The 23473-nt window shown below is 60.3% G+C and carries 25 protein-coding genes; 22 read left to right on the top strand and 3 right to left on the bottom strand.

Annotated features, from left to right (window positions below):
* Window positions 1-57 precede the first annotated feature (57 nt).
* The 19 genes from L0D18_RS07665 (at window position 58) to rsfS (ending at window position 18756) form a co-directional block, all read left to right on the top strand.
* A complete protein-coding gene (locus L0D18_RS07665) occupies window positions 58-1410 on the top strand; it encodes a hypothetical protein (RefSeq protein WP_243028294.1) in 1353 nt (450 codons plus the stop codon).
* Window positions 1403-2521 carry a glycosyltransferase gene (locus L0D18_RS07670; protein ID WP_243028295.1) on the top strand — a complete coding sequence of 373 codons (1119 nt, stop codon included), beginning with the start codon at window positions 1403-1405 and terminating at the stop codon, window positions 2519-2521. The genes L0D18_RS07665 and L0D18_RS07670 overlap by 8 nt, the downstream gene beginning before the upstream one ends.
* Window positions 2522-2555: 34 nt before the next feature.
* Window positions 2556-3464 (top strand): D-glucuronyl C5-epimerase family protein, encoded by a 909-nt coding sequence (locus L0D18_RS07675; protein ID WP_243028296.1) that lies wholly within the window; start codon window positions 2556-2558, stop codon window positions 3462-3464.
* A gap of 86 nt (window positions 3465-3550) precedes the next feature.
* Window positions 3551-4654: a glycosyltransferase family 4 protein gene (locus L0D18_RS11965; RefSeq protein ID WP_243028297.1), complete on the top strand. Its 1104-nt coding sequence runs from the start codon at window positions 3551-3553 to the stop codon at window positions 4652-4654.
* A gap of 13 nt (window positions 4655-4667) precedes the next feature.
* The gene (locus L0D18_RS07685; protein ID WP_243028298.1) at window positions 4668-5900 is read left to right on the top strand and encodes a glycosyltransferase family 4 protein; all 1233 of its coding nucleotides are present in this window, start codon (window positions 4668-4670) and stop codon (window positions 5898-5900) included.
* A gap of 120 nt (window positions 5901-6020) precedes the next feature.
* Complete coding sequence (gene wecB, locus L0D18_RS07690; protein ID WP_243028299.1) at window positions 6021-7109, top strand: non-hydrolyzing UDP-N-acetylglucosamine 2-epimerase; 1089 nt, start codon at window positions 6021-6023, stop codon at window positions 7107-7109.
* A 10-nt stretch (window positions 7110-7119) separates the two neighbouring features.
* Window positions 7120-7359, top strand: a complete 240-nt coding sequence (locus L0D18_RS07695; RefSeq protein ID WP_243028300.1) for a glycosyltransferase — start codon at window positions 7120-7122, stop codon at window positions 7357-7359.
* An 8-nt stretch (window positions 7360-7367) separates the two neighbouring features.
* Window positions 7368-8000 carry a sugar transferase gene (locus tag L0D18_RS07700; RefSeq protein ID WP_243028301.1) on the top strand — a complete coding sequence of 211 codons (633 nt, stop codon included), beginning with the start codon at window positions 7368-7370 and terminating at the stop codon, window positions 7998-8000.
* Complete coding sequence (locus tag L0D18_RS07705; protein ID WP_243028302.1) at window positions 7997-8635, top strand: acetyltransferase; 639 nt, start codon at window positions 7997-7999, stop codon at window positions 8633-8635. Before L0D18_RS07700 ends, L0D18_RS07705 begins: the two co-directional genes overlap by 4 nt.
* On the top strand, window positions 8632-9765 hold the full coding sequence (locus L0D18_RS07710) for a DegT/DnrJ/EryC1/StrS family aminotransferase (RefSeq protein ID WP_243028303.1): 1134 nt from the start codon (window positions 8632-8634) through the stop codon (window positions 9763-9765). The genes L0D18_RS07705 and L0D18_RS07710 overlap by 4 nt, the downstream gene beginning before the upstream one ends.
* A gap of 50 nt (window positions 9766-9815) precedes the next feature.
* Window positions 9816-11654 carry a polysaccharide biosynthesis protein gene (locus L0D18_RS07715; protein ID WP_243028304.1) on the top strand — a complete coding sequence of 613 codons (1839 nt, stop codon included), beginning with the start codon at window positions 9816-9818 and terminating at the stop codon, window positions 11652-11654.
* Window positions 11655-11662: 8 nt separating this feature from the next.
* Window positions 11663-14119 carry a Wzz/FepE/Etk N-terminal domain-containing protein gene (locus L0D18_RS07720; protein ID WP_243028305.1) on the top strand — a complete coding sequence of 819 codons (2457 nt, stop codon included), beginning with the start codon at window positions 11663-11665 and terminating at the stop codon, window positions 14117-14119.
* A gap of 269 nt (window positions 14120-14388) precedes the next feature.
* A complete protein-coding gene (rplU, locus tag L0D18_RS07725; RefSeq protein WP_243028306.1) occupies window positions 14389-14694 on the top strand; it encodes a 50S ribosomal protein L21 in 306 nt (101 codons plus the stop codon).
* A 3-nt stretch (window positions 14695-14697) separates the two neighbouring features.
* Window positions 14698-14955 (top strand): 50S ribosomal protein L27, encoded by a 258-nt coding sequence (rpmA, locus tag L0D18_RS07730; protein ID WP_016328532.1) that lies wholly within the window; start codon window positions 14698-14700, stop codon window positions 14953-14955.
* A gap of 17 nt (window positions 14956-14972) precedes the next feature.
* A complete protein-coding gene (obgE, locus tag L0D18_RS07735; RefSeq protein ID WP_243028307.1) occupies window positions 14973-16217 on the top strand; it encodes a GTPase ObgE in 1245 nt (414 codons plus the stop codon).
* 11 nt (window positions 16218-16228) lie between these two features.
* Window positions 16229-16789, top strand: coding sequence for a nicotinate-nucleotide adenylyltransferase (gene nadD, locus L0D18_RS07740; protein WP_243028308.1), 561 nt, complete (start codon window positions 16229-16231; stop codon window positions 16787-16789).
* On the top strand, window positions 16764-17321 hold the full coding sequence (gene yqeK, locus L0D18_RS07745; RefSeq protein WP_243028309.1) for a bis(5'-nucleosyl)-tetraphosphatase (symmetrical) YqeK: 558 nt from the start codon (window positions 16764-16766) through the stop codon (window positions 17319-17321). The genes nadD and yqeK overlap by 26 nt, the downstream gene beginning before the upstream one ends.
* The gene (locus tag L0D18_RS07750) at window positions 17311-18408 is read left to right on the top strand and encodes an LCP family protein (protein WP_243028310.1); all 1098 of its coding nucleotides are present in this window, start codon (window positions 17311-17313) and stop codon (window positions 18406-18408) included. The genes yqeK and L0D18_RS07750 overlap by 11 nt, the downstream gene beginning before the upstream one ends.
* Before the next feature lie 6 nt (window positions 18409-18414).
* Window positions 18415-18756, top strand: coding sequence for a ribosome silencing factor (gene rsfS, locus L0D18_RS07755; protein WP_243028311.1), 342 nt, complete (start codon window positions 18415-18417; stop codon window positions 18754-18756).
* Between the two features lie 18 nt (window positions 18757-18774).
* Here the strand turns inward: rsfS and L0D18_RS07760 are convergent, their stop codons facing one another.
* Entirely contained in the window at window positions 18775-19203 is a 429-nt protein-coding gene (locus L0D18_RS07760) for a Uma2 family endonuclease (RefSeq protein WP_243028312.1), read from the bottom strand.
* A gap of 5 nt (window positions 19204-19208) precedes the next feature.
* Window positions 19209-19490, bottom strand: a complete 282-nt coding sequence (locus L0D18_RS07765; RefSeq protein WP_243028313.1) for a hypothetical protein — start codon at window positions 19488-19490, stop codon at window positions 19209-19211.
* 21 nt (window positions 19491-19511) lie between these two features.
* On the opposite strand from L0D18_RS07765, the gene panC reads away from it, so the two are divergent.
* Both panC and L0D18_RS07775 read left to right on the top strand, forming a co-directional pair.
* Entirely contained in the window at window positions 19512-20342 is an 831-nt protein-coding gene (gene panC / locus L0D18_RS07770; RefSeq protein WP_243028314.1) for a pantoate--beta-alanine ligase, read from the top strand.
* Entirely contained in the window at window positions 20339-21448 is a 1110-nt protein-coding gene (locus L0D18_RS07775; protein ID WP_243028315.1) for a type IV pilus twitching motility protein PilT, read from the top strand. Before panC ends, L0D18_RS07775 begins: the two co-directional genes overlap by 4 nt.
* A gap of 198 nt (window positions 21449-21646) precedes the next feature.
* Here L0D18_RS07775 and L0D18_RS07780 read toward each other — a convergent pair whose 3' ends face one another.
* Window positions 21647-22165 (bottom strand): Uma2 family endonuclease, encoded by a 519-nt coding sequence (locus tag L0D18_RS07780; RefSeq protein ID WP_243028316.1) that lies wholly within the window; start codon window positions 22163-22165, stop codon window positions 21647-21649.
* Between the two features lie 22 nt (window positions 22166-22187).
* Between L0D18_RS07780 and L0D18_RS07785 the strand changes: the two genes are divergently transcribed.
* The gene (locus tag L0D18_RS07785) at window positions 22188-23462 is read left to right on the top strand and encodes a thymidine phosphorylase (RefSeq protein ID WP_243028317.1); all 1275 of its coding nucleotides are present in this window, start codon (window positions 22188-22190) and stop codon (window positions 23460-23462) included.
* The last annotated feature ends 11 nt before the right edge of the window (window positions 23463-23473 follow it).

Below are 23473 nucleotides of genomic sequence, written 5' to 3' on the forward strand. Positions count from 1 at the left end.
ATAGTGTAAAAATGGGTAAGGGAGGAGTATTAGAGATGAGCCATGGGGTGTGGGAAGATGTTTCTCGACGTTGATATCTATTTAGCAGGAATAAGCGTAACGGTTGTGGTCGGTGCATTGAGTGTTATACGCGCGGTGCAGGTGAAGGCGGTAGACTATCCGGTTGCATTCCTCTTCTTCTTGGCGGTATTTCATGGAATAATGTTGATATTTAGTTGGGATGTGGAACCTCCAGCTTGGTTCGGCTTTCCCAGTTTATCTTCATATTCGAGGTACGCGGGTTTGTATTCGGTTCTGGTAATTTTATTTGGTGTGGCCCTTTTTGTAGGGGCTAGCCTTAGAATACCCATGTTATCGCGGTTGAAGAAAAAAGCGGCGAATCGGGTTAAACTATCCCAAAGGGTTGTATTAAAATTGTTTTTTGTAGGATGGCTACTTATGGGTTTAGCCCTCGCCTCGTATTCGCTGTATAGCCGCGCTTACGGGGGTTTTACTGGACTTTTTTTTAATGCACAGTTACTAAGGGGAGGTTTGTTTGATGTAAGCTCTCAGGATAATCCATGGTCTTTACTCGGAAAGTTTGGGGGATTTGCTCTCATGTCCAGCTATATATTTTGGGGAATATTAATTGCTCGCCCTGCGCAAATGTACCGTTCTTTATTAACGGCAAGCCTTTTCGGATTAGCTGTATCTGTGCTCTTTTCCTTGTATGTTGTTTATACGTGGTTTGGCAGAAGTTATTTGATATTCTACATTGGGACTTTGGTTCTAGCCCCGTACATATACGGAACGCGGTTGCGGTTAAGTCCTAGATTGCTATTGGCGATGGTAGTTAGTTTTGGTCTAATAGCTGGGCTGTTTGTGGTGAGTTCCTTTGTAACGAAGGGAACAGAGTTTGACGAAGGGGTGGATCGTGTAAGGCTGGAGGCGAATGTTCGGCTCTTACCGGTGTTTGTTCTTATAGATTTGCCCGAATACAGGTGGTTTCAAGATGTAGCCTATATACCGTTGTATTTGCTTCCTCAAAGGTTGTGGAGAGAGTATATTGATACGCCGTCAGATTTAATTACAAGAAAGATCCTGGGGGCAACAAGGCAAGAAGGAGCCGGAGGTACTTTAGGATTACCCATAGTGGGATTTGCGTTCTTACAGGGGTGGGTTATGGGAGTTATCCTTGTGGGATTTTTTTGGGGTATCTTGTTAAAGACTTTAAACTGGTGGCTTTTGGCCGCTCTTCCTCCAGGCGTGGCGCACGTTTTGTTTACATACATGTTTTTCCAAATAGCTATCTCTAGCGTTTGGGGAGGGGATCCTCAAATACTTCTCTACCAGCATTTGGATGTCATTTTCGCTTTACTATTACTAAAGGCAGTTTTTGGTGGATCTAAAATGGGAGTGAATCATGCGTAAGATGCGCCTTCTTCAGATCCTTCCCAACTTCGGCCCCGGTGGGGCGGAGCGAATGGTCACACATTTACTACTGCGCCTTGATCGGAACCGTTTTCAGGTGGCTGCGGTTTCGCTGTTTGATAGGCAGGGCACGGATCTGGAGGCTATGCTGGAGCGCGCAGGTGTGCCAGTTTGGTACTTGGGCAAACATCGGGGGTTTGACCCAAGAATGTTTGGCCGCCTCGAGGGGGTGTTTCGGGAGTTTCGGCCTGACATTGTCCACACGCACCGGTACGTGCTGCGTTACCTCCTGCCCTCGGTTCTTTCTCAGCGGGCGCGGGCCTGGATCCATACGGTTCACACCCTTGCGGAAAAGGAGGTGGATTTTGTGGGAAAATGGGTCCACCGGCTGGCTTTTCGCTTAGGGGTGGTGCCAGTGGCCATTGCTCAGGAGGTGGCCCAAAGCCTTGAGCGGGTGTATGGCATGAAAAATGTTCCCTTGATACCCAACGGCATTCCCGTATCTGAATACGCCCTTGGAGAGAAGGCGAGGAGGGCTTGGCGCAAGCAGGAGGGTTTTGAGGAAACGGAGGTACTCATCGTTTCCGTGGCAAGACTCAGCCCGCAGAAGGATCCGTTTACCCTCCTCCAAGCCTTCTCTTTTGTAGTCTGGCAACATCCGAAGCTTTGCCTTCTCGTGGTAGGGGATGGCCCCCTCCGTTCGGAGCTGGAGGAGATGGCAAAGCGCTTGGGTCTTGCTGACAGGGTCCGCTTTTTGGGAGTAAGGACAGACGTTCCGGAGGTCTTGGCGGGGGCGGATGTGTTTGTCTTATCTTCCCGCTATGAGGGAAACCCTCTTTCGGTCATGGAGGCCATGGCGGCGGGCAAGCCTGTCGTTGCTACTGCCGTGGGGGGTGTACCCGAGCTGGTGGAGGATGGGGTGAGTGGGATACTGGTACCGCCGGGAGACGTGGAAGCTTTAGCCCGGGCCATCGCAAGATTGGTTGAGGACGTGGGACTTAGATTGCGTTTGGGACAAGAAGCGTCCAATCGGGCAAGGGAACAATTTGATGTGGGATTTATGGTGCGGCAATATGAAACCCTATATGAGCGACTTTTGGCGAAAGGCTAGGTTGGCAACCTCGCTTTTAAGGCGTTGGGGCGGTATGTTCCTCGGCAAAAGCTACTGGCATGTGCCCCAAGGCCTTGGAAAGGAGTTTGCTCCCGGGAAGCTTTCTGGGTACTTTAATGATCTCACGGCCAAAACCCAGTGGAGAGGGCCTGTGGATGAACGGGGGTTGCCCCTGAACGAGGTTGGAGGGAAGCGCCTCTATTTCGCCACCACGCTTTTTCAGAAAGCGTTGGGTCACTGGGATCTCTGGCTAGCCTCAAACGAAAGGAATGAGACCCACCGTTCTGCGTTCCTCAGGATTGCCCAGTGGGCCTTGAAAACCCAAGATGAGCATGGGGGTTGGCCCCTTTGGCCCCTACTCGGTTTGCACTATGTCTCACGGTACTCCGCCATGACCCAAGGCCAAGGCATTTCAGTGTTGGTGCGGGCCTACCGGACAACAGGGGACGTTTCGTATTTGGATGCAGCGCGGCGCGCCCTGGCACCTATGAGGGTTCCTCTGGATAGAGGGGGCACTTGTAGGATCGTTCCGGAGGGATGCGTGTTAGAAGAGACTCCCTCGGATGAGTATAGGGCCATACTGAACGGCTGGGTTTTTGCCTTATTTGGTCTTTATGACTACCTACTTGTGGAAGATGTTGATGACGTTCGCAGCATGTTGGAGGAGACCTTGAGCGCTTTGGTGGCCTATCTCCCGAAATATAACGCAGGTTATTGGTCCTATTATGACCTTTCCGGGCACTTGGCTAGTCCTTTTTATCATCAGCTCCATATAGCACAGTTACAGGCGCTGGCGCTTGCCTTCCCAATATACGTGGGTGTGTTTCGCACCATTGAAGAGAGGTTTCAGTGGCAGCTTAGACACCCTGTTTGCAAAATACGAGCCGTGGCGACGAAGGCTGTGCAGAAACTTCGTAACCCTCCAGAGGTGGTTCTCAAGTGAGAGTGATATACATCACCTCGAGCCTTCCTTTTGGTTCGGCGGAACCTTTTCTTTACCCGGAGATTCGGGCTCTTCGCGATTTGGGTGTGGACCTCAAGGTGGTGCCCATGTACCCTCGAGGCCAACCCGTCCATCCCGAGTCCCGGGATGTGCTGCCCTTAGCGGAGGTTGAACCTCTTTTTTCTTGGCGCATATTTAGAAGCGCCTGGCGAATGGTCCTACGTTTTCCCAAGAAGGCCCTACAGGCCCTCTTGCTTCTATTCACCCCTAACCCACGCCACCTGCTGAAAAACCTGGCGGTCTATCCCAAGGGGCTTTGGCTGGCTGATCTGGCTATCCGTTGGGGAGCAAACCACATTCACGCGCACTGGGCCGCTACGACCTCTTCTATGGCCATGGTGGCGAGCCATGTATCGGGCGTACCTTGGAGCTTAACAGCACATCGCTGGGATGTGGTGGAGAACAACGTCCTTCCTCAAAAAGCCGATCGCGCCCTATTCTTCCGATGTATTTCAGAAAAAACAAAATCCATGGCCCTGGAAAGGGGTGTGCCGCCTGAGAAGGTGGTGGTTTTACACCTCGGTGTGCCCCTGCCGTTGGGGTCTAGGAAAATTTCTAAGGGATACGCAAAAGGAGAAACTTTCGTTCTCCTGTGTCCAGCTGCTTTCCTTCCCATAAAAGGACACAAATACCTTCTGGAGGCCTTACGTCTTTTGCCTGAGCATGTTCACCTCTGGCTTGCGGGTGAAGGGCCACTGAAATCCGAATTGATGTCCTTGGTGCAGAATCTGGGTTTGGAGAGTCGGGTACGGTTTTTGGGGTACCTTGCCCACGATAAGCTATTGGAGCTTTACTCAGAGGGGTTAGTGGATGCCGTGGTGTTGCCCAGCGTGGACTTGGGAGAAGGCCTTAATGAGGGTATACCCGTAGCCCTCATTGAGGCTCTAGCCTTTGGCTATCCTGTGGTGGCCACGGCTACTGGAGGGATTCCCGAACTTTTGGCGGAAGGGGCAGGTTTGTTGGTACCAGATAAATCACCCGAAGCCTTGGCGCAGGCGATTTCACAGCTTGTGTACGATGAGAACTTGCGCAAGGAGTTAGGTCGCCGGGGCCGCCTCAGAGTAGAGCAGGAGTTTGCGGTAGAAAAAGTGGTGCGAACCTTATTGGCGCTTATGGGGAAGGACAGCTAACAATATGAGTGCTATGAACCTTTGGATCTTCAACCACTATGCTCACCCACCTGACCTACCCGGGGGGACCAGGCATTTTGACCTTGGGCGAGAGCTTGTGAAGAGGGGGCATCAGGTTACGATTTTTGCTTCCAGCTTTCACCATTACCTTCGTCGGGAAACTCGCTTGGGGCCAAAGGAGCAGTGGAAGATGGAGGAGGTTGAGGGGGTCAGGTTCATTTGGCTTCGCACCCCTCCGTACCCGGGAAACGATTGGCGCCGGGTCCGAAGCATGGTGAGCTTTATGTTCAGGGTGTGGAGGATTGCGCGGCAAGTGCCCAAGCTTGCGCCCGAAGTTGGCAAGCCGGATGTGGTAATCGGGTCTTCACCGCACCTCCTTACGCCCCTAGCGGCCTACTGGGTCGCACGGCTTTACCGTGTGCCCTTTGTGATGGAGGTTCGTGATCTTTGGCCTCAGACATTTATTGATATGGGGGAGTTTGATGAACATCACCCGTTGATCCGCGCTTTGCAGGTGCTTGAAAGGTATCTTTACCACAAGGCAGACACCATCATTACCTTGCTGCCGCTGGCAGACAAATACATCGTTAGTCGGGGGGTTTCTGAGGGAAAAATCATTTGGATACCTAACGGTGTGGATCTCTCAAGGTTCGGCCATGTTTCTGACGAGTGTCCTTCGGGTGAGGAATTCAGGGTTATGTACTTCGGGGCCCATGGTCGTGCAAATGCCCTTGATGTGCTAATTCAGGGAGCGAGGATCGTTCAGGACCGCGGTTTCGGTGAGATCAAGTTTGTCTTAGTTGGTGATGGGCCTGAAAAGCCCGCCTTAGTCGAACTTGCCAAGAAGTTGGCTGTAGACAACGTTGAGTTCCGTCCGCCAGTGCCAAAGGACAAAGTTGTGGAAGTTCTATGTGAGGCTGATGCTTTTGTACTCAACCTTGAAGAGAGTGAAGTATTTAAATATGGGATTAGCTCAAACAAACTCTTTGACTACATGGCAATGTCAAGGCCTATTGTTTTCGCTGTTAATACCCCTAGTAATCCTGTTGAGGATGCTGGCTGCGGTTTTACCGTGCCGCCTCGGGATCCACAAGCACTTGCCGACGCTATCATTAAGCTTTACCAAATGCCCATGGAGGAGCGCAGGGCAATGGGTCGCCGTGGTCGGGAGTATGTTGAGAAATACCATGCCATTCCCGTGTTGGCAGAGGGTCTCAATAAGCGCTTGCAAGAACTGCTACTTTAGCATGAGCATCAGCGAAACAGCGCATGTTGCAAGTTGGACACGTCAACATCGAACAAAAGTTTGGGCGTGACTTGGTATAGGTCTTACAATGGGAGATGTAATGTCCAAATCGGTGGGAAAATGGCGCGCATAAGACATAAAGTGCTAAGTGTGGTAGGGGCTCGACCCCAATTTATTAAAGCAGCCCTAGTATCCAGGGCTCTTCGCAATACTCCAGAGGTGTCTGAAGTCCTGGTGCATACCGGTCAGCACTACGATAAAAACATGTCAGAGGTATTTTTCCGCGAACTAGACATTCCCGAACCCGATTACAATTTGGGTATTGGCGGAGGCACTCATGGGCAAAATACAGGGCGAATGTTGGAGGCGATAGAAGAGGTGCTTTTACGGGAAAGGCCCCATTGGGTTTTAGTGTATGGAGATACCGACAGCACCCTAGCAGGGGCTTTGGCTGCGGCAAAGCTGCATATCCCCGTGGCTCACGTAGAAGCAGGCCTTCGCTCTTTTAACCGCCGTATGCCTGAGGAGATCAACCGCGTGCTTACGGACCACATCGCCGACCTCCTTTTTGCTCCCACCGAGGTAGCAGTTCGTAACCTTTTGCGGGAGGGAATACCTCCTGATAAGGTGTACTGGGTGGGGGATGTGATGTATGATGCCGCCCTTTACTACGGAGAAAAGGCGGAAGGGCAAAGCCGCATCTTGAGCAAGCTAGGCCTGAAGCCTAAGGGTTACATCTTGGCCACAATACATCGGGCAGAGAATACCGATGATCCGGTGCGTCTAGGGGTGATACTGCAGGCCTTTGCTGAGGTACATAGGGAGATACCTGTAGTGTTTCCCGTACACCCCCGTACCAGGAAACGGGCAGAAGCTTTTGGGTTGGGGCCCTTGCTGGATGCGGTAATGGCCGTGGATCCGGTAGGCTATCTTGATATGGTGATGCTGGAAAAAAATGCCCGCCTGATAGCCACTGATTCAGGCGGGGTTCAGAAGGAGGCTTTCTTTTACCGAGTGCCTTGCGTAACTTTGAGAGAGGAAACGGAGTGGCAAGAATTGTTGGATTTAGGTTGGAACAAGCTAGCTCCACCGGCTGATGTGGCTAGCATTGCTGGGCTTTTGGAGAGCCAATGGGTGGGTAGCGAGGGAAATCCCTTTGGGCTAGGGAACACAGTTAACTTAATTGTTCAAAAGTTGCTTTCGAGTTAGCTGCCTGGCCATGGCCCGGCCCATCATCACCACGGATGCCCCAGGTTGTCGGGAAACGGTGGCGCACGGGGTTAACGGTTTTCTGGTGCCCCCTCGGGACCTTGAGGCTTTGGTGGAGGCCATGGAGAGGTTTATTCGTAAGCCCGGGCTGATTGAACGTATGGGCAAGGAAAGCCGGAAGTTAGCCGAAGAACGGTTTGATGCCAGGAAGGTGAACGAGCGCTTTTTGCGGGAGATGGGGTTAGACTAAAAGACGCTATGGGGTTTCTCCGCTCCCCTCTATTGAAGCGCCTATTGGACATCGTAGGGGCTTCCTTTGCCCTGCTGGTCTTTGGGCCCCTTATGCTTTATATTGCTCTTCGCATCTGGATGCAGATAGGTAGGCCTGTGCTGTTTAGACAGGTACGCCCCGGTCTTCACGGAAAACCATTTGTCATGTACAAGTTCCGCACCATGACGCAGGAGCGGGATGCTGAGGGCAGGCTTTTGCCAGACGAAAAGCGGTTGACCCCTTTGGGGCGTTTTCTCCGCCAATATAGCTTGGATGAGCTGCCTGAGTTTATAAATGTGCTAAAGGGGGATATGAGCCTAGTGGGGCCTAGGCCCCTTCTCATGGAGTATCTGGATCGGTACACCGCGGAGCAAGCCCGGCGCCATGAGGTGAAGCCGGGGATTACGGGATGGGCCCAGGTGAACGGGCGAAATGCCCTCTCTTGGGAGGAGAAGTTTCGCCTGGATGTGTGGTATGTGGACAACTGGAATCTACTCTTGGACCTCAAGATTTTGCTCCTTACCCTGGTCAAGGTGCTGCGGCGGGAGGGGATAAACGCACCGGGGCATGCCACCATGCCGGAGTTTAGGGGAAGCGACGGAAAGAAGGAGGTGGGATGATGTCGGAACTCTTTGTTTATGGGTCGGGGGGGTTTGCGCGCGAGGTTGCTTGGTTAGCGCAGGAATTGGGCTATGCTGTCCGGGGATTCATTGATGACAATACAGAGAGAGTGGGAAAGGTCATCAATGGCATCCCAGTTCTGTCGTTTGAGGAAGCAAAGGCTAACGCTGGAGCAGTTCCTTTAGCTCTTGCTGTAGGCTCTCCGCAGATACGGGAAAAGCTCTATATAAAGGCACAGGAAGCAGGTTTTGCATTCTCCACTCTGATTCATCCTCGCGTGGAGCGATCCCAGTGGATGGAAATCGGGGAGGGTACGGTTATTGCGGCTGGAAGCATTTTAACGGTAAATATACGCCTTGGAAGACAAGTCCAAATAAACTTGGATTGCACCATAGGGCACGACGTCATCCTTGATGACTTCGCTACCCTTGCTCCGGGGGTGCATGTGTCTGGTTGGGTATGGATTGAAAAGCGGGCTTATGTGGGCACCGGCGCGGTCATCATCAACGGGCAGGAGGGGGCGCCCCTCGTGATCGGAGAAGACGCCGTAGTAGGTGCGGGAGCGGTGGTGACCAAATCTGTTCCGCCTAGGACCACGGTAGTTGGGGTGCCAGCCAGGCCTATTCAGAAATGAAGCGCATTTTCCTTTCCCCACCCCATCTTTCTGGCTTAGAAGAAGCCTTCCTAAAGGAAGCCCTTGACTCGGGGTGGATTGCCCCCTTGGGGCCCCAGGTGGAGGCCTTTGAACGGGAGTTCGCCCAGGCGGTGGGGGCTAAGCATGCCTTGGCCCTGAGCTCCGGTACCGCGGCCATTCACCTATCCCTAATCCTGGCGGGGGTGGGGCCAGGGGATGAGGTGGTGGTCTCCACCCTGACCTTTGCCGCCAGCGCTTTTCCCGTGCTCTACCTGGGGGCCAGGCCGGTTTTCGTGGATAGCGAAAGGACCTCCTGGAATATGGACCCCGCCCTTTTGGCAGAGTTTCTTGAGGGGAGGGCCAAGAGGGGGCGGCTTCCTAAGGCGGTGGTTCTGGTGCACCTATACGGTCAAAGCGCCGATGTGGACCCCATACGAAACCTTTGCCAGGAGTATGGGGTCACCCTTATTGAGGACGCCGCGGAGGCCTTGGGGAGCACCTACAAGGGCCAAAGCCCCGGGACCTTGGGTCAAGCGGGGATTTTTTCCTTTAACGGCAACAAGATTATCACCACCTCCGGCGGGGGCATGTTGGTTTCCCCTGAGGAGGGGTGGATTGCCCGGGCCCGGAAGCTGGCCACCCAGGCCCGGGAACCGGTGCCTTGGTACGAGCATCAGGAGGTGGGGTACAACTATCGGCTAAGCAACCTCCTGGCGGCGGTGGGCCGGGCCCAGCTTAGGTCTTTAGAGGAACGGGTGCAAGCGAGAAGGGCCATTTTTGCCCGGTATGCTCAGGCCCTTTCCCACCTTCCGGGGCTTGCCTTCCAGCCCGAGGCCCCATGGGGCCGGCATACCCGCTGGCTTAGCGTGATGCTGGTGGACGAAGAGGCGTTTGGCCTAGGGCCTGAGGCCATCCGTCAAGCCCTCGAGGCCCAGGGCATAGAAGCCCGCCCCGTTTGGAAGCCCCTCCATCTGCAGCCCGCTTTTCAAGGAGCGGAAACAGTGGGCGGGGAGGTGGCGGAGGACCTTTTCCGGTGTGGCCTGTGCCTGCCCTCAGGTTCCTCCTTGACACCGGAGGACCAGGACCGGGTCATTGAGGCCATCCTCTCGTTGGCTGAGTCCCCGCATTAGGGTCACGTTAAGGGTTCGTTCATCCAGTCTGGCATTAAGATGGGTCAGAAATGAGGGGAATTATCAAGTTTCTTTTGGACCTTTCCCTTTGGACCTTGGCGGCGCCTTTGGCCATGGTGCTCCGCTTGGAGGGGCTTCCGCCCCAATACCGGGAGGCCGCGGTTGTCTACACCCTGCTGGGTATCCCCCTTAAAGCCCTTCTCATCGCCCTTTTTGGCCTCCACCGGCAGGCCTGGAGCCGGGTAGGGGTGCGGGATCTCCTGCGGTTGGGTTTGGCGGTGGCCTCGGGCGGCGGTATCCTCTTTGCCTTTGCACTGGTCCTTAACGCTTACCTTCCCCTGCCTCGGAGCGTGCCTGTCATCTCTACCGCTTTGGCCTTTCTGCTCCTGGGGGGGATGCGCCTGGGCGTGCGCCTCTACTGGGAGGGCAAAAGGGGCAGAGGGGTTAGGGGGACCCGGGTTTTGGTGGTGGGGGCAGGCGAGGCGGGAAGCATGGTGGTGCGGGAGATGCTCCGTCACCCCGAGGCCGGCCTTTACCCCGTGGGCTTTTTGGACGACGACCCCAACAAGAGGGGGCAGACCATTGCGGGGATCCGGGTCCTGGGAAGGCTGGATGACCTTCCCCAGGTGGCCCGGGCTTGGGAGGCAGAAGAGGTTTTGGTGGCCATTCCCTCGGCTCCTGGGTCGGTGGTGCGGAAGGTGGTGGAGTTGGCCCGGGCCGTGGGGGTCCGCTACCGTATCCTTCCGGGCATTTATGAGATTCTCTCTGGCCGGGTAAGCATCTCCCAAATCCGGGAGGTGCGTTTAGAGGACCTTTTGCGCCGCGAGCCCGTGCGCTTGGACCTGGAGGAGATAGCAGGTTACCTGGAAGGCCGGGTGGTCCTGGTGACCGGGGCAGGGGGGTCCATTGGCGGCGAGCTGGTGCGCCAGGTGGCCCGGTTCCACCCGGAGCGGTTGGTCCTTTTGGGCCGCGGGGAGAATAGCCTTTTTCTCCTGGAGAAGGAGTTGGAGGCCCAATGGCCCGAACTCCGGCATCAGGTGGTGGCCGATGTGCGGGACCGGAAGCGCTTGCGGTACATTTTCCAGGTGCATAGACCCCAGGTGGTCTTTCATGCTGCCGCCCACAAGCACGTGCCCCTCATGGAGGCCAACCCTGACGAAGCCATTTTGAATAACGTGCGGGGTACCCAAAACGTGGTGGAGCTTTGCTTGGAGTTTAGGGTGGAGCGGTTGGTGAACATCTCCACCGACAAGGCGGTGAACCCCACCTCGGTTATGGGGGCTAGCAAAAGGGTGGCGGAGCAGGTGGTGGCTTGGAGGGCCTCGCAAGCCGCTTCCTGGCAGCATCTGGTGTCGGTGCGCTTTGGCAACGTCCTGGGGAGCCGGGGAAGCGTGGTGCCCCTTTTCCTGGAACAGATAAAAAGGGGTGGTCCGGTGACCGTGACCCATCCCGAGATGCGCCGCTACTTCATGACCATCCCTGAAGCGGCTCAGCTGGTGTTGCAGGCGGGCGGCATGGGCGGCAAAGGAAAGGTGTATGTGCTGGACATGGGAGAGCCGGTAAGGATCCTGGACCTCGCCAAGGACCTAATCCGGCTTGCGGGCCTCGAGCCCTACCGGGACATAGAAATTGTGTTTACGGGAATGCGGCCAGGAGAGAAACTCTTTGAGGAGCTCTTAACCGCAGAGGAGGGTATAGAGGCAACCCGCCATCAAAAGATTCTGGTGGCTAAGGGAGCAGAGCCTCCCCCTGATTTCCCCCAGCTTCTAGAGGAGCTTTACAAGGTCTCCCAAAACCGGGATGGAGCAGAAATCCGAAGGGCGCTTCAGAGGCTTATTCCCAGTTACCGCCCCGGGTATGTGCCCGTAGGTGGCTCGGATGGGTTATAGTGGCCCCCATGGTGGAGACCCCCGCCGACGAGCTTTCTCTAAGGGATATCCTGGAAACCCTCAAGCGGCAACGGCTTTGGATTCTCTCCCTCCCCGTGGTCTTTGGGGCCGCGGCCCTGGTCTACGGTTTTTTCATCGCCGAACCCCGGTACGCCTCTACCGCCACGGTGAATGTGGCCCCGGTGCAGGTGCAGGCGCAGCTGGAGCAGCGCATCCAGGTGCAGGGGCAAAGCCTCCTCACCTTTGAGGGGCTCAAGGCCTTGGCCTTTTCCGAGGAGGTGACCCGGGAGGTTTGGGAGGCCTTGCGCAAGGAGGGGAAGCTGCCCACCGCTTGGCAGGACCAAGGGGGTAGCCCGGGCCTGGAGCGCATGGTGAAGGATTTCCGCATCAAAAACGAGTCCCCCCGCCAGCAAGTGGTGCCCCAGGGGCAGGTGCCCCCCGTGGTGGCCTCCCTGACGGTGGAGGCCCCAAGCCCCAAGGTGGCGGCTAGGGCGGCCAACCTTTGGGCGGAGGCGGTGACCAAGCGGGTGAACCTCATTCCCTTAGCCCGCCTCGAGGCCAACCTCGAGGCCCTTGAGGAGCAGATCGCGCCTGCGGAAAAAACCTACCAGGAAGCCCAGGCCCGCTTTGAGGCCTTCCAACGCTCCACCACCCTGGCCCAGGACAAGGCGGAGCTGGAAGCCAAGACCGGCGAGAGGGTGAGCCTGGACCAGGAGCGTTCGGCCTTGGAGCGGGACCTGGCCGCGGTTAGGGGCAGGATAGGGGCCCTCGAGGCGGAGGCCAGGAGGCAAGCGGCCCTGGTGCCCATCGGCACCAGCCCGGACCAGCTGGCCATCATCGGCAGGCGGTTGAGGGAGGCCCAGGAGAATCTCAAGCGGGAAGCGGAGAGGGCCAGGCAAAGTTACGTGGCCGCGGCCCAGGTGTTGGAGAGTTTCCGCGGTAAGGAGCGCATCCCCATTTGGCAGGCGGAGCTTGCCGCCTACACCGATGGCTACGCCTCCGCCCAATCTCGCTTGCTGGCCATTCAGAAGGAGCTGGCGGTGAACCAAACCCGGCTGGCGGAGGCCCGGGCCCGCCTCGCGGAGTACAAGGCCCAGCTCCCTGGTCTATCCCTGGAGAACCTGGTGGCGGGTTTAACGGTGGAGGAGGCGGAGGCCCTGGTGGCGGAGCGGCTTAAGGAGGCGGATGCCCGGGTGAAGGCGGCGGAGGCGGCGTGGCAGGCGTACCAGCGGGAGAGCCAGCTAAACGTGTTGAAGCAGCAGCTTGGGGGGTTTTCTGACCGGGTGGCGGGGATACGTTCCCGGTTGGAGAAGATTCCCACGGAAAAGGCCGTCCTCCAGCGGAAGCTAGAAGAAGCTGAGGCCGAGTTGGCCAAGCAACCCCAGCTGTTAGCCTTGGAAAGGGAGGTGGTGGCGGACCCGGTGGTGGCCGCGGCTCTTGCCCGGGGTGGGGATCTCCAAGCCCTGGTGGGCCTGAAACTCAAGAACCAAGAGCTTAACCCCACACACCAGAAGCTACTCTTCAGCGTTTTGGACCTGCGGGCTGACCTTGCCGCCTTAGAGCGGGAGGAGCAGGCCTTACGTGGGGAGGAGTCCCGTTTGCTGCCGCAGGTGGCGTCTTTGCAGGAGCGGATAGCGGACGAGGAGGCCAAGCGGGCGCGTCTATCGCTGGAGCTGGACGTGGCCCGGGACCTGTACAACGCGGTGTACCGGTATGCGGAGAGCTTGAAGCGGTTGGCGGCGCAGCCTGGGACGCGGCTAAGGGAGGTGAGCCCGGATGTGCTGCGCTTCCGGGACCAGGTGGTGGAGCTGGAGGGGCAGAAGGCGGCTTTGGAGGCGGAACGATCGGGCTTGGAGCGCAACCTAAAGGAGTATGACCGGCGCATCCAGGCCCTCAAGTCCCAGATGGCGGCCCAGGAAAGGGAGAGGGAGGCCGTCCTCCTGGAATACAACACCAAGAAGGCGGCCTACGAGGCCTTCCGCGCCCGTTACGACCAGATCGCTACCCTTACCGGGTTTGACCTGGCCTTTGACAACCCCAATCCCGAGTACCAGCGCATCAGGAGCGTCCTCATAGACACCCAAGCGGAGGAGGCCCGGCTCCTTTCCCGCAAGGCGGCCCTCGAGGCCCGCATGGCCCAGGTGGAGGCCCGCATCAACCTCCTCAAGGAACGGGTGGCCCGGGCCCAGGTGGAGGAGGAGAGGGTGCGCCAGGCCCTGGAGCTTTCCCGTAACGCCTATGTGGCCCTGGTGCAGAAGCGCACGGACCTGCAGATTGAGCTGGCCAGCTCGCAAAACTCCTTGGCCCAGGTGATCGCCCCCGCCTACCCCATCTACGAGAAGGTGGCCCCCAAGCGGGCCCTTATCCTGGCCTTGGCGGTCTTCCTGGGGCTTGTCCTGGGGGTGATGGCGGCCTTTGTGGCGGAGGCTCTGCGGCCGCCCCAGCCGGAAGCCGCAAGGGGATAACGCCTGGAAAGGCTGCTGGGCCGCTCCAAGGGGAAGGTGTCCTATCCAGAAAAAGGGAAGCGGGGGAGAAGGCCTGGGCCAGGGCAAGCGTCTAGGGGGAATGGCCACTTTGGACAAGGCTCTAGCCAAGGAGGCCAAGAGGGAAGCCATGACCCTTTTGGGAGGAAATATCCTCTGAAGGAGCCTTTTTCGGTGCTTGAAGAAGTGGCTTAGGTTAAGTATAGTAGAAAGCCGGTAGCCCCTTTGGGGGCCTTTAGGAAGGGGAAGCCATGTTTGCCATTGTCAAGACCGGTGGAAAGCAGTACCGGGTGGAGCCTGGGCTTAAGCTGCGGGTGGAGAAGCTTATGGCCGAGCCCGGGAGCCAGGTGGAGCTTCCCGTCCTCCTCCTGGGCGGGGAGAAGACGGCGGTGGGCGCTCCTTTCGTGGAGGGGGCCAAGGTGGTGGCCGAGGTCCTGGGCCACGGCAAAGGCAAGAAGATTACCGTTTCCCGCTTCAAGGCCAAGGTGCAGTACCGCAGGAAAAAGGGGCACCGCCAGCCCTACACGGAGATTCTCATCAAGGAGATCCAGGGGTGAGCCATGGCACATAAAAAGGGTTTGGGTTCCACCAAAAACGGACGGGATTCCCAGGCCAAGCGCCTTGGGGTGAAGCGGTATGGGGGCCAGGTGGTGAGGGCCGGGAACATCCTGGTGCGCCAGCGGGGCACCCGGTTTAAGCCCGGCAAGAACGTGGGCATGGGCCGGGACTTCACCCTCTTCGCCCTGGTGGACGGGGTGGTGGAGTTCCAGGATAAGGGGCGGCTAGGCCGCTATGTGCACGTGCGCCCCTTGGCCTAGGCCAAGGGACAGCCTGGATGTTCCAAGACGTCCTGACCATCACCGTCGCTGCCGGTAGGGGTGGCGACGGTGCCGTCTCTTTCCGTCGGGAGAAGTTTGTGCCTAAGGGCGGTCCCGATGGAGGGGATGGGGGTCGTGGGGGAAGCGTCTACCTGAGGGCCAGGGGAAGCGTGGACTCCCTCGCTGAGCTTTCCAAGCGCACCTACAAGGCGGAAGACGGGGAGCACGGGAAGGGAAGCGGCCAGCATGGCCGTGCTGGACGGGACCTTTACATCGAGGTGCCCCGGGGTACCCGGGTTTTGGATGCGGATACCGGGGAGTTCCTAGGGGACCTCACGGAGGAAGGCCAGGTCCTCCTGGTGGCCCGGGGAGGGGAGGGGGGTAGGGGGAACATGCACTTCGTCACCCCCACCCGCCAGGCCCCCCGTTTTGCCGAGGCGGGGGAGGAGGGGGAGAGAAGGAGGCTTCGCCTCGAGCTCCTGCTCATCGCGGACGTGGGCCTGGTGGGCTACCCCAACGCCGGCAAGTCCAGCCTCCTGGCCGCCACCACCCGGGCCCAGCCCAAGATCGCCCCTTATCCCTTCACCACCCTAAGCCCCAACCTGGGGGTGGTGGAGGTGGGGGAGGGGCGCTTCACCCTGGCGGACATCCCCGGGATCATCGAGGGGGCCAGCCAGGGAAAGGGCTTGGGGCTTGAGTTCCTAAGGCATATCGCCCGCACCCGGGTTCTGCTCTACGTTCTGGACGCCACCCAGGAGCCCCTTAAGACCTTCCGCACCCTGCGGAAGGAGGTGGAGGCCTACGACCCCGCCCTCCTCCAGCGGCCAAGCCTCGTGGCCCTCAACAAGGTGGACCTCCTGGGGCCGGAGGAGGTGGCCCAAAGGGTGGCGGAGCTTTCCCAAGAGGGCTTTCCCGTCCTGCCGGTGAGCGCCCTCACGGGGGAGGGGCTTGAGGGCCTAAAGGAGGCCCTTCTCAGCCTGGTGCAGGCCACCCCGGCCCCCGAGCTTCCCAAGCCCACCCCCAGGGTGGAGGTGGAGGCGGGGGTGGAGGTGGTGCCCCTGGAGGAGGGGGTGTACCAGGTACGCTCCTCCGCCTTGGAGCGTTACCTTAAGCGGCTAAAGGGGGACCTTTCCGAGGCCGCCGGCTACCTGCAGGAGGTCTTCCGGCGCCACGGGGTGGAGGCGGCCCTTAGGGCCAAGGGGGTGCGGGCGGGGGATATCGTGCGCATCGGGGAGCGGGAGTTTGAGTACATCCCGGGCTAGGGAGGGTGGGTTTGCGGATTGGGCTGTTTGGCGGGAGCTTTGACCCCATCCACCTGGGGCACCTGATCGCCGCCAGTGAGGCCCAAAGGGCCTTGGGGCTGGACCGGGTGCTCTTTGTGGTGGCCGCCCGCCCCCCCCACAAGACCCCCGTGGCCCCCGACTGGGCCCGCTACGAGATGGTCCTCCTGGCCACGGCGGAGGAGGAGGGGTTTTGGCCCTCGAGGCTGGAGCTGGACCGGCCTGGCCTGAGCTACACCGTGGACACCCTAAGGGAGGCCAAAAGGCTTTTCCCCGGGGATGAGCTCTTCTTCATCACCGGGGCCGATGCCTACCGGGATGTCCTCACCTGGAAGGAGGGGCACCGGCTCCACGAGCTCTGCACCCTGGTGGCCGTGGCCCGGCCCGGCTACCCCTTGGACCGGATGCCGGTGCCCGTGGTGCCCCTTTTGGTCCCGGAGGTGGGGATCTCCAGCAGCGAGATCCGTAGGCGCCTCAAGGAGGGCCAAAGCGTGCGCTTCTGGGTGCCCAGGCCCGTGGAGGTGTACCTTGAACGGCACGGTTTCTACCGCTGAGCTAAAGGAGAAGGTGAAGGCCCTGGTCCGCCCCGAGCGCTGGGCCCACATCGAGCGGGTGGCGGCCTTGGCCCGGGAGATCGCCCAGAAAAATGGCTTGGATCCGGAAAGGGCCTATCTGGCGGGGATTCTGCACGACGCGGCCCGCGACCTGGGAGAGGAGGAGCTCCTCCGCCTGGCCCCTCCGGAAAACGAGGTGGAAAGGGCCCACCCCCTTTCCCTCCACGGCCGGGCGGCCCGGGTTCTGGCGGAGGCCTGGGGGGTGGAGGACCAGGAGGTCTTGGAGGCGGTGGAGGGGCACGTGTACGGGGTGGACCCCCGGAACCCCTTGGGCATGGCCCTATACATCGCCGACATCTCGGAGCCGGGCCGGGGGGTGAACGGGGAGGTCCGCGACTTGGCCCTTTCGGGGCGGCTCCTCGAGGCCTACCGCCTGGCGGTGGGGAACAAGGTGGCCTACCTTATGGCCAAGGGCATTCCCTTGCATCCCAAGACCCTTGCCGTCTACCATCACCTAAAGGATGCGCCTTAGGCTTTCCTTCCTCCTCCTTTCCCTGGCCCTCTTTGCCCTTGGGGGGGTGCTCTCCTGGCCCAGGCCCTTGGGGGAAGGGGAGGTGCGGCCCGTGCGGGCTGGGCCCTTGCCCGAGATGGGGGTGGTGGTGGCGGCCCGGGACATAGAGTACTGCGGCTACCACACCCCTTGTGGCCCGGGAAGCCGCACGGACAGCATCTTTTACGTGCGCATTCGGGGTGGGGAGGCCAAGGCCCTGGCCATTCCCCGGGACCTCTATAGCCCCCTCGTGGGGGGCAAGATCAATGCCGCCTACGCCCGGGGTGGGGCCGAGCTCCTGAAGCGGGCGGTGGAGGAGGCCACGGGCCTGGTGGCGGAAAGGCACCTGATCCTCACCCTGGAAAGCGTGGCCCGGTTGGTGGACGCCGTGGGGGGGGTGGAGGTCTACCTGGAAAGGCCCATGCGCTACACCGACCGGGCGGCCAAGCTCTTCATTGACTTCCCTGCGGGAAGGCTTCACCTAAACGGGGAAGAGGCGGTGAAGTACATGCGCTTCCGCCACGACGCCCTGGGGGATTATGCCCGCTTGGACCGCATCAAGGGGGTGATTTCCCAGGTGCTCAAGAAGGCCCAGGAGCCCCGCACCTGGCCGGCCTTGGCCCTGGCCTTGAGGGAGGCCTGGCGGGAGTTGGACACGGACCTCTCCCTGGAGGAGGTGCTGGCCCATCTCCCCGGGGTCCAGGGCTTAAGGTTATCCCTCGCCACCCTGCCCACCCGGGAGGGGAGGGGGACCTTTCTTTATGTGGACGAGGGGGCCAAGGCCCAGGTCCTGGCCGCATGGATGGGCCTGACCCTGCCCTCATCCCCGCCGCAGGTTCCTGTGCGCCTGAGGGGGGAAAGGAGCCTCCTCCTTTGGGGGCAGGCCTTTTTGGCCCGGGAGGGGGTGGAGGTGCAGGTGGAGGAGGCGGAGGTGGGGCAAAGCGCCGTCTACAGCCAAGACCTCGAGGCGGGAGGCTACTTCGCCGAGCTTTTCCACCTGCCCCTCCTTGCCCCCCACCAACCGATCTTAGGGGTGGTGGTGGAGCTGGGGCGGGACCTGGTACAATGAGGCCAGATGGTCAAGACCCTGGAGGCAGTGGAGCTGATCGGCAGGATCAAGGATCTCCTTGGGGAAAAGAAGGCGGAAAACGTGGTGGCCCTGGACCTGAGGGCGGTGTCCGATAGCCTGGACTACTTCGTCCTGGCCAGCGCCACCAGCACCCCCCATCTCCAGGCCCTGGAGCGCCACGTGCAGGAGAGGCTGGAGGAGGAGGGGTTGCGCCCCAGGCCCACGGAGGGGCAAAGCCCCCGTTGGGTGGTCCTGGACTACGGGGAGGTGGTGGTCCACCTCATGACCCCCGAGGCCCGGGAGTACTATGACCTCGAGGGCTTCTGGGCGGACGCCGAAAGGATATGAGGGTTCAAGGCCCTGGGCCTAGTCCAGGGCCGAGTAGAGGGCTTCCAGGTCTAGGGGTATACCCAGGCAGGGCAGGGGCACCTGGCCGCCGGGGTAGCCCTTCAGGCTGAAGCCCGTTTCCTCGCGGATGTACCCTTCAAGCCCCTTGCTTTGGGGGTTAAGGATGGGGTAGGCCTGAAGACTTGCCAAGCCCAGGTAGGCCCGCATCCTCTCCCTCCGGTCCTGGGCCTCCGTGGCGGGGGAGAGGGCCTCCATGACCAGGGGCTTTCCCCGTAAAAGGGGTTCCCCCTTGGTGGACCCCACGCCGCCATGGGGCCAGGGTAGGAGACGGCGTCGGAGGGCCACCTTAAGCTTAGAGGTTTCCCCATGCGCCCGGCATCCCTTTTCCCGGGCCTTGGGAAAAAGGGCCACCCCCAGGAGGTTGTGCCCGCGGCTGGCCCCGGCCATCCTTGCTATTTCAGCCGTGGCGGGGCCAAGGGCCCCATGATGAAGCGCTGAAAGAGAAGGTAAAACCCCAGGTAGACCAGGATCTGGAACCACATGCTTTGGGCCCAGGTAAGGCCCAGGGATGCGGTGAGCAGGATGAGGAGGGTGGCCGCCATCACCACCAAGGTGGTGCGGAAGAAGATTCCGGGGAAGTACTTAAGGGCTTCGCGGAAGGTTTTGGGCCGCCTCTCCTCCCATTCCTTCAGGGCCTTTTTCTTGAGCTTTTCCTCACGCTTCTTCTTGCCCACGGGGAAAGTATACTTAAGCCCGTGAAGGTGGCGCACACCGTGGCCCAGCTCCGGCGGGCCCTTCCTCGGGAGGGGATAGGCTTTGTTCCCACCATGGGGTATCTCCACCGGGGGCACCTGGCCTTGGTGGAGCGGGCCCGCAAGGAAAACCCCTTGGTGGTGGTTTCCATCTTCGTCAACCCCTTGCAGTTTGGCCCCGGGGAGGACTACCACCGTTACCCCCGGGACCTGGAGCGGGACAGGGCCCTTTTGGAGGAGGCGGGGGTGGATCTCCTCTTCGCCCCCAGCGTGGAGGAGATGTATCCCGCGGGCTTTTCCAGCCGCATCACCGTGGAGGGTCCCCTCACCGCCCTTTGGGAAGGGGAGGTGCGTCCCGGGCACTTCCAAGGGGTGGCCACGGTGGTGGCCAGGCTCTTCCTCCTGGTGGGGCCAAGCCGGGCCTATTTCGGCGAGAAGGACTACCAGCAGCTTCTGGTGATCCGCAAGATGGTGCGGGACCTGGGCTTTCCCCTGGAGGTGGTGGGGGTGCCCACGGTGCGGGAGGAGGATGGGCTGGCCCTTTCCAGCCGCAACGTCTACCTCTCCCCAGAGCTTAGGGGCAAGGCCACGGTCCTCTACCGGGCCCTTTGGGCCATGCGGGAGGCGGCCCTAAGGGGCGAGGGCGTGGCCGAGGCCTTGGAAAGGGGTGAGGAAGTGCTTAAGGAGGTTCCCGAGTTTCGGCCCGACTATTTGGCCATCGTGCACCCGGAAACCCTTTTGCCCCTTTCCCGCTTCGTTCCCGGGGCCAGGGGCCTTGTGGCGGGCCGCTTCCCCGAGGTGCGCCTGATCGATAACCTGGAGGTCTACCCATGAGCGAAGCTTTTCCCCAGGAGGGTAGGCAAAGCCTCTTGGAGATGCTCAAGGCCATGGTCCAGGCCCGGGCCTCGGACATCCACCTGCAGGCGGGGGCCCCGCCCACGGTCCGGGTGGATGGGAAGCTGAAGCCCTTTGGCCAAAGGCCCCTAACCCCCAAGGATACCGAGGCCATCGCCAAAGCCCTCCTTACCCCGGAGCAGTGGGAGGAGGTGGAGTACCGCAAGGAGCTGGACTTCGCCTACACCATCCCCGGGGTGGCCCGCTTCCGCTGCAACCTCCTGAGGCAGCGGGGAAGCTTCGGCTTGGTGATGCGGGTGGTGGCGGAGGTGATTCCCAGCTTTGAGGCCTTGGGCCTGCCCCGGGAGGTGATGGAGGGGCTCGCGGGCAAGGAGCGGGGCCTCATCCTGGTGACGGGGCCCACGGGGAGCGGCAAAAGCACCACCCTGGCGGCCCTCATTGACCACATCAACCGGCACTACGCCAAGAACATCATCACCATTGAGGATCCCATAGAGTTTTTGCACAGGCACAAGAAGAGCCTGGTGGTGCAGCGGGAGGTGGGGCTGGACACGGATAGCTTCTACTCCGGGATCAAGTACGCCCTGCGCCAGGACCCCGACGTGATCCTCATCGGGGAGATGCGGGATAGGGAGACGGTGGAGGCCGCCCTCATGGCGGCCCAGACGGGCCATTTGGTCCTCTCCACCCTGCACACCCTGGATGCCATAAGGACGGTCAACCGCATCATTGACTTTTTCCCCCTGCACGAGCACCAGCAGGTGCGCATCCTCCTTTCCGAGTCCCTTCTGGGCATCCTCTCCCAGCGCCTCCTGCCCCGGGCGGATGGCAAGGGGAGGGTGTTGGCCCTGGAGGTGCTCATCGCCACCCCCTACGTGCGGGAGCTCATCAAGGATGAGGAGAAGATCCATGGGATCAAGGAGGCCATGATGGAGGGGGCCATCCACGGGATGCGCACCTTTGACCAGCACCTGGTGGAGCTTTATACCCAAGGGCTCATCTCCCTGGAGGATGCCCTTTCCGCCGCCACCAGCCCCCACGAGTTCAGGCTCCTCCTCACCAAGGCCACGGGGCAGGCGTACTGAGGGGCTCCTATACCACCCCAGTCTGACGAAGTCAGACTGGGGGCTCCGGAAAAGCCCTTGGATAGGCATCATCTTGGCGGGGTGTAGAGAACGAAACTGGGCCAAAGGGTATCCCCCCCACCCTGGCTTGCGCCTATAGGAGCCCAGGATGGGCGACGTCTCGTGGAAGCTTGGGGAACGAAGCCGGAGAAAAGGGCACTAGGGCCAGGGGATGCGCACCCCTGGGAAGTGGAGGGGTTCGGCTTCCTCGCCGGGAAGGAGGACCCGGTGTTCCGTGTAAAGGCCTTCCTTAGGGTAGCGGAAGAGGTGGAGGCGGTTTTCCCCTAGGTCCAGGATCCATACCTCGGGGATGCCCGCTTGGGCATAAAGGGGAAGCTTTACCTCCTGGTCGTACGCCAGGCTGGACTCGGAGACCTCCACCAAGAGGAGGATGTCCTCGGGGGTGGGGAGGGCCTCCCAGTAGTCCTTGGGCCTGAGGAGGGCCAGGTCCGGCTGGGGCTCGGAGCCTGGGGGCAGGCGCACGGGGTTTTGCGGCCAGATGCGGGCCTTATCCCCCAAGGCCTGGGCGAACCGGGTCACCAAACGGGCCACTGCCTCCGCATGTTTGGGACCAATAGGGCTCATCTGGTATACCTCCCCGTCCAGGAGTTCCACCCCCGTGATCCCCTGGAAAAGGCGCTCAAACTCCTCTATTGCGAAGCGGTACCGCTGGGCCATAACCCTAGCGTAGCATGGGGGCATGAACCCCGTGCAGTTTATCCGCGAGAAGCGGGAGGGCCTTAAGCACAGGCGGGAGGACCTAGAGGCCTTCCTTTTGGGTTACCTAAAGGAGGAGGTGGCGGACTACCAGGTCTCCGCCTGGCTCATGGCGGCTTTCCTAAGGGGCTTGGACCGGGAGGAGACCCTTTGGCTTACGGAAACCATGGCCTATTCCGGAAAGGTTTTGGACCTTTCCCACCTGCCCCATCCCGTGGACAAGCACTCCTCTGGGGGGGTGGGGGACAAGGTGAGCCTGGTGGTGGGGCCCATCCTGGCGGCGGCGGGCTGCACCTTCGCCAAGATGTCGGGCCGGGGCCTGGCCCACACCGGGGGGACCATCGACAAGCTGGAATCGGTTCCGGGCTGGCGGGGGGAGATGACGGAGGAGGAGTTTCTGGATAGGGCCCAGCGCATTGGCCTAGTGATAGCCGCCCAAAGCCCCGATCTGGCCCCCTTGGACGGAAAGCTTTATGCCCTTAGGGACGTGACCGCCACCGTGGAGAGCATCCCCTTGATCGCCAGCTCCATCATGAGCAAGAAGCTGGCCGCGGGGGCCAGGAGCATCGTGTTGGACGTGAAGGTGGGCAAGGGGGCCTTCATGAAGACCCTGGAGGAGGCCAGGCTTCTCGCCAAGACCATGGTGGCCATCGGCCAGGGGGCAGGCCGAAGGGTGAAAGCCCTCCTCACCAGCATGGAGGCCCCCCTGGGCCGGGCGGTGGGGAATGCCATTGAGGTGCGGGAGGCCATAGAGGCCCTTAAGGGGAAGGGGCCTGAGGATCTCTTGACGGTGGCCTTGCGCCTTGCGGAGGTGGCCTTGGGGCTTGAGGGGCTGGACCCCGGTCTAGCCCGGAAGGTATGGCAAAGCGGCAAGGCCCTGGAGAAGTTCCAGGCCTTCCTCGAGGCCCAAGGGGGGGATCCAAAGGTGGTGGAGGACCCTTCCCTTTTGCCCTTGGGGGAAGAGCAAGCCCTTTTTGCGGAAAGGGACGGGGTGGTGCAGGAGGTGGACGCCTACCGGGTGGGCCTCGCGGTCTTGGCCCTTGGAGGGGGGCGGAGGAGGAAGGGGGAGGCCATTGACCACGGGGTGGGGGTCCATCTCCTGAAGAAGCCCGGGGACCGGGTGGCAAGGGGGGAGGCCTTGGCCCTGGTCTACCACCGGGGAAGGGGCCTCGAGGAGGCCCTGGCTCATCTCAAAGAGGCCTTCCGCTTGGGGCAGGAGGCAAACCCCTGGCCCCTGGTCTTAGAGGCGGTGGGGTAGGGTATACTGGC

The sequence above is a fragment of the Thermus albus genome (assembly GCF_022760855.1).
Taxonomy (GTDB): domain Bacteria; phylum Deinococcota; class Deinococci; order Deinococcales; family Thermaceae; genus Thermus; species Thermus albus.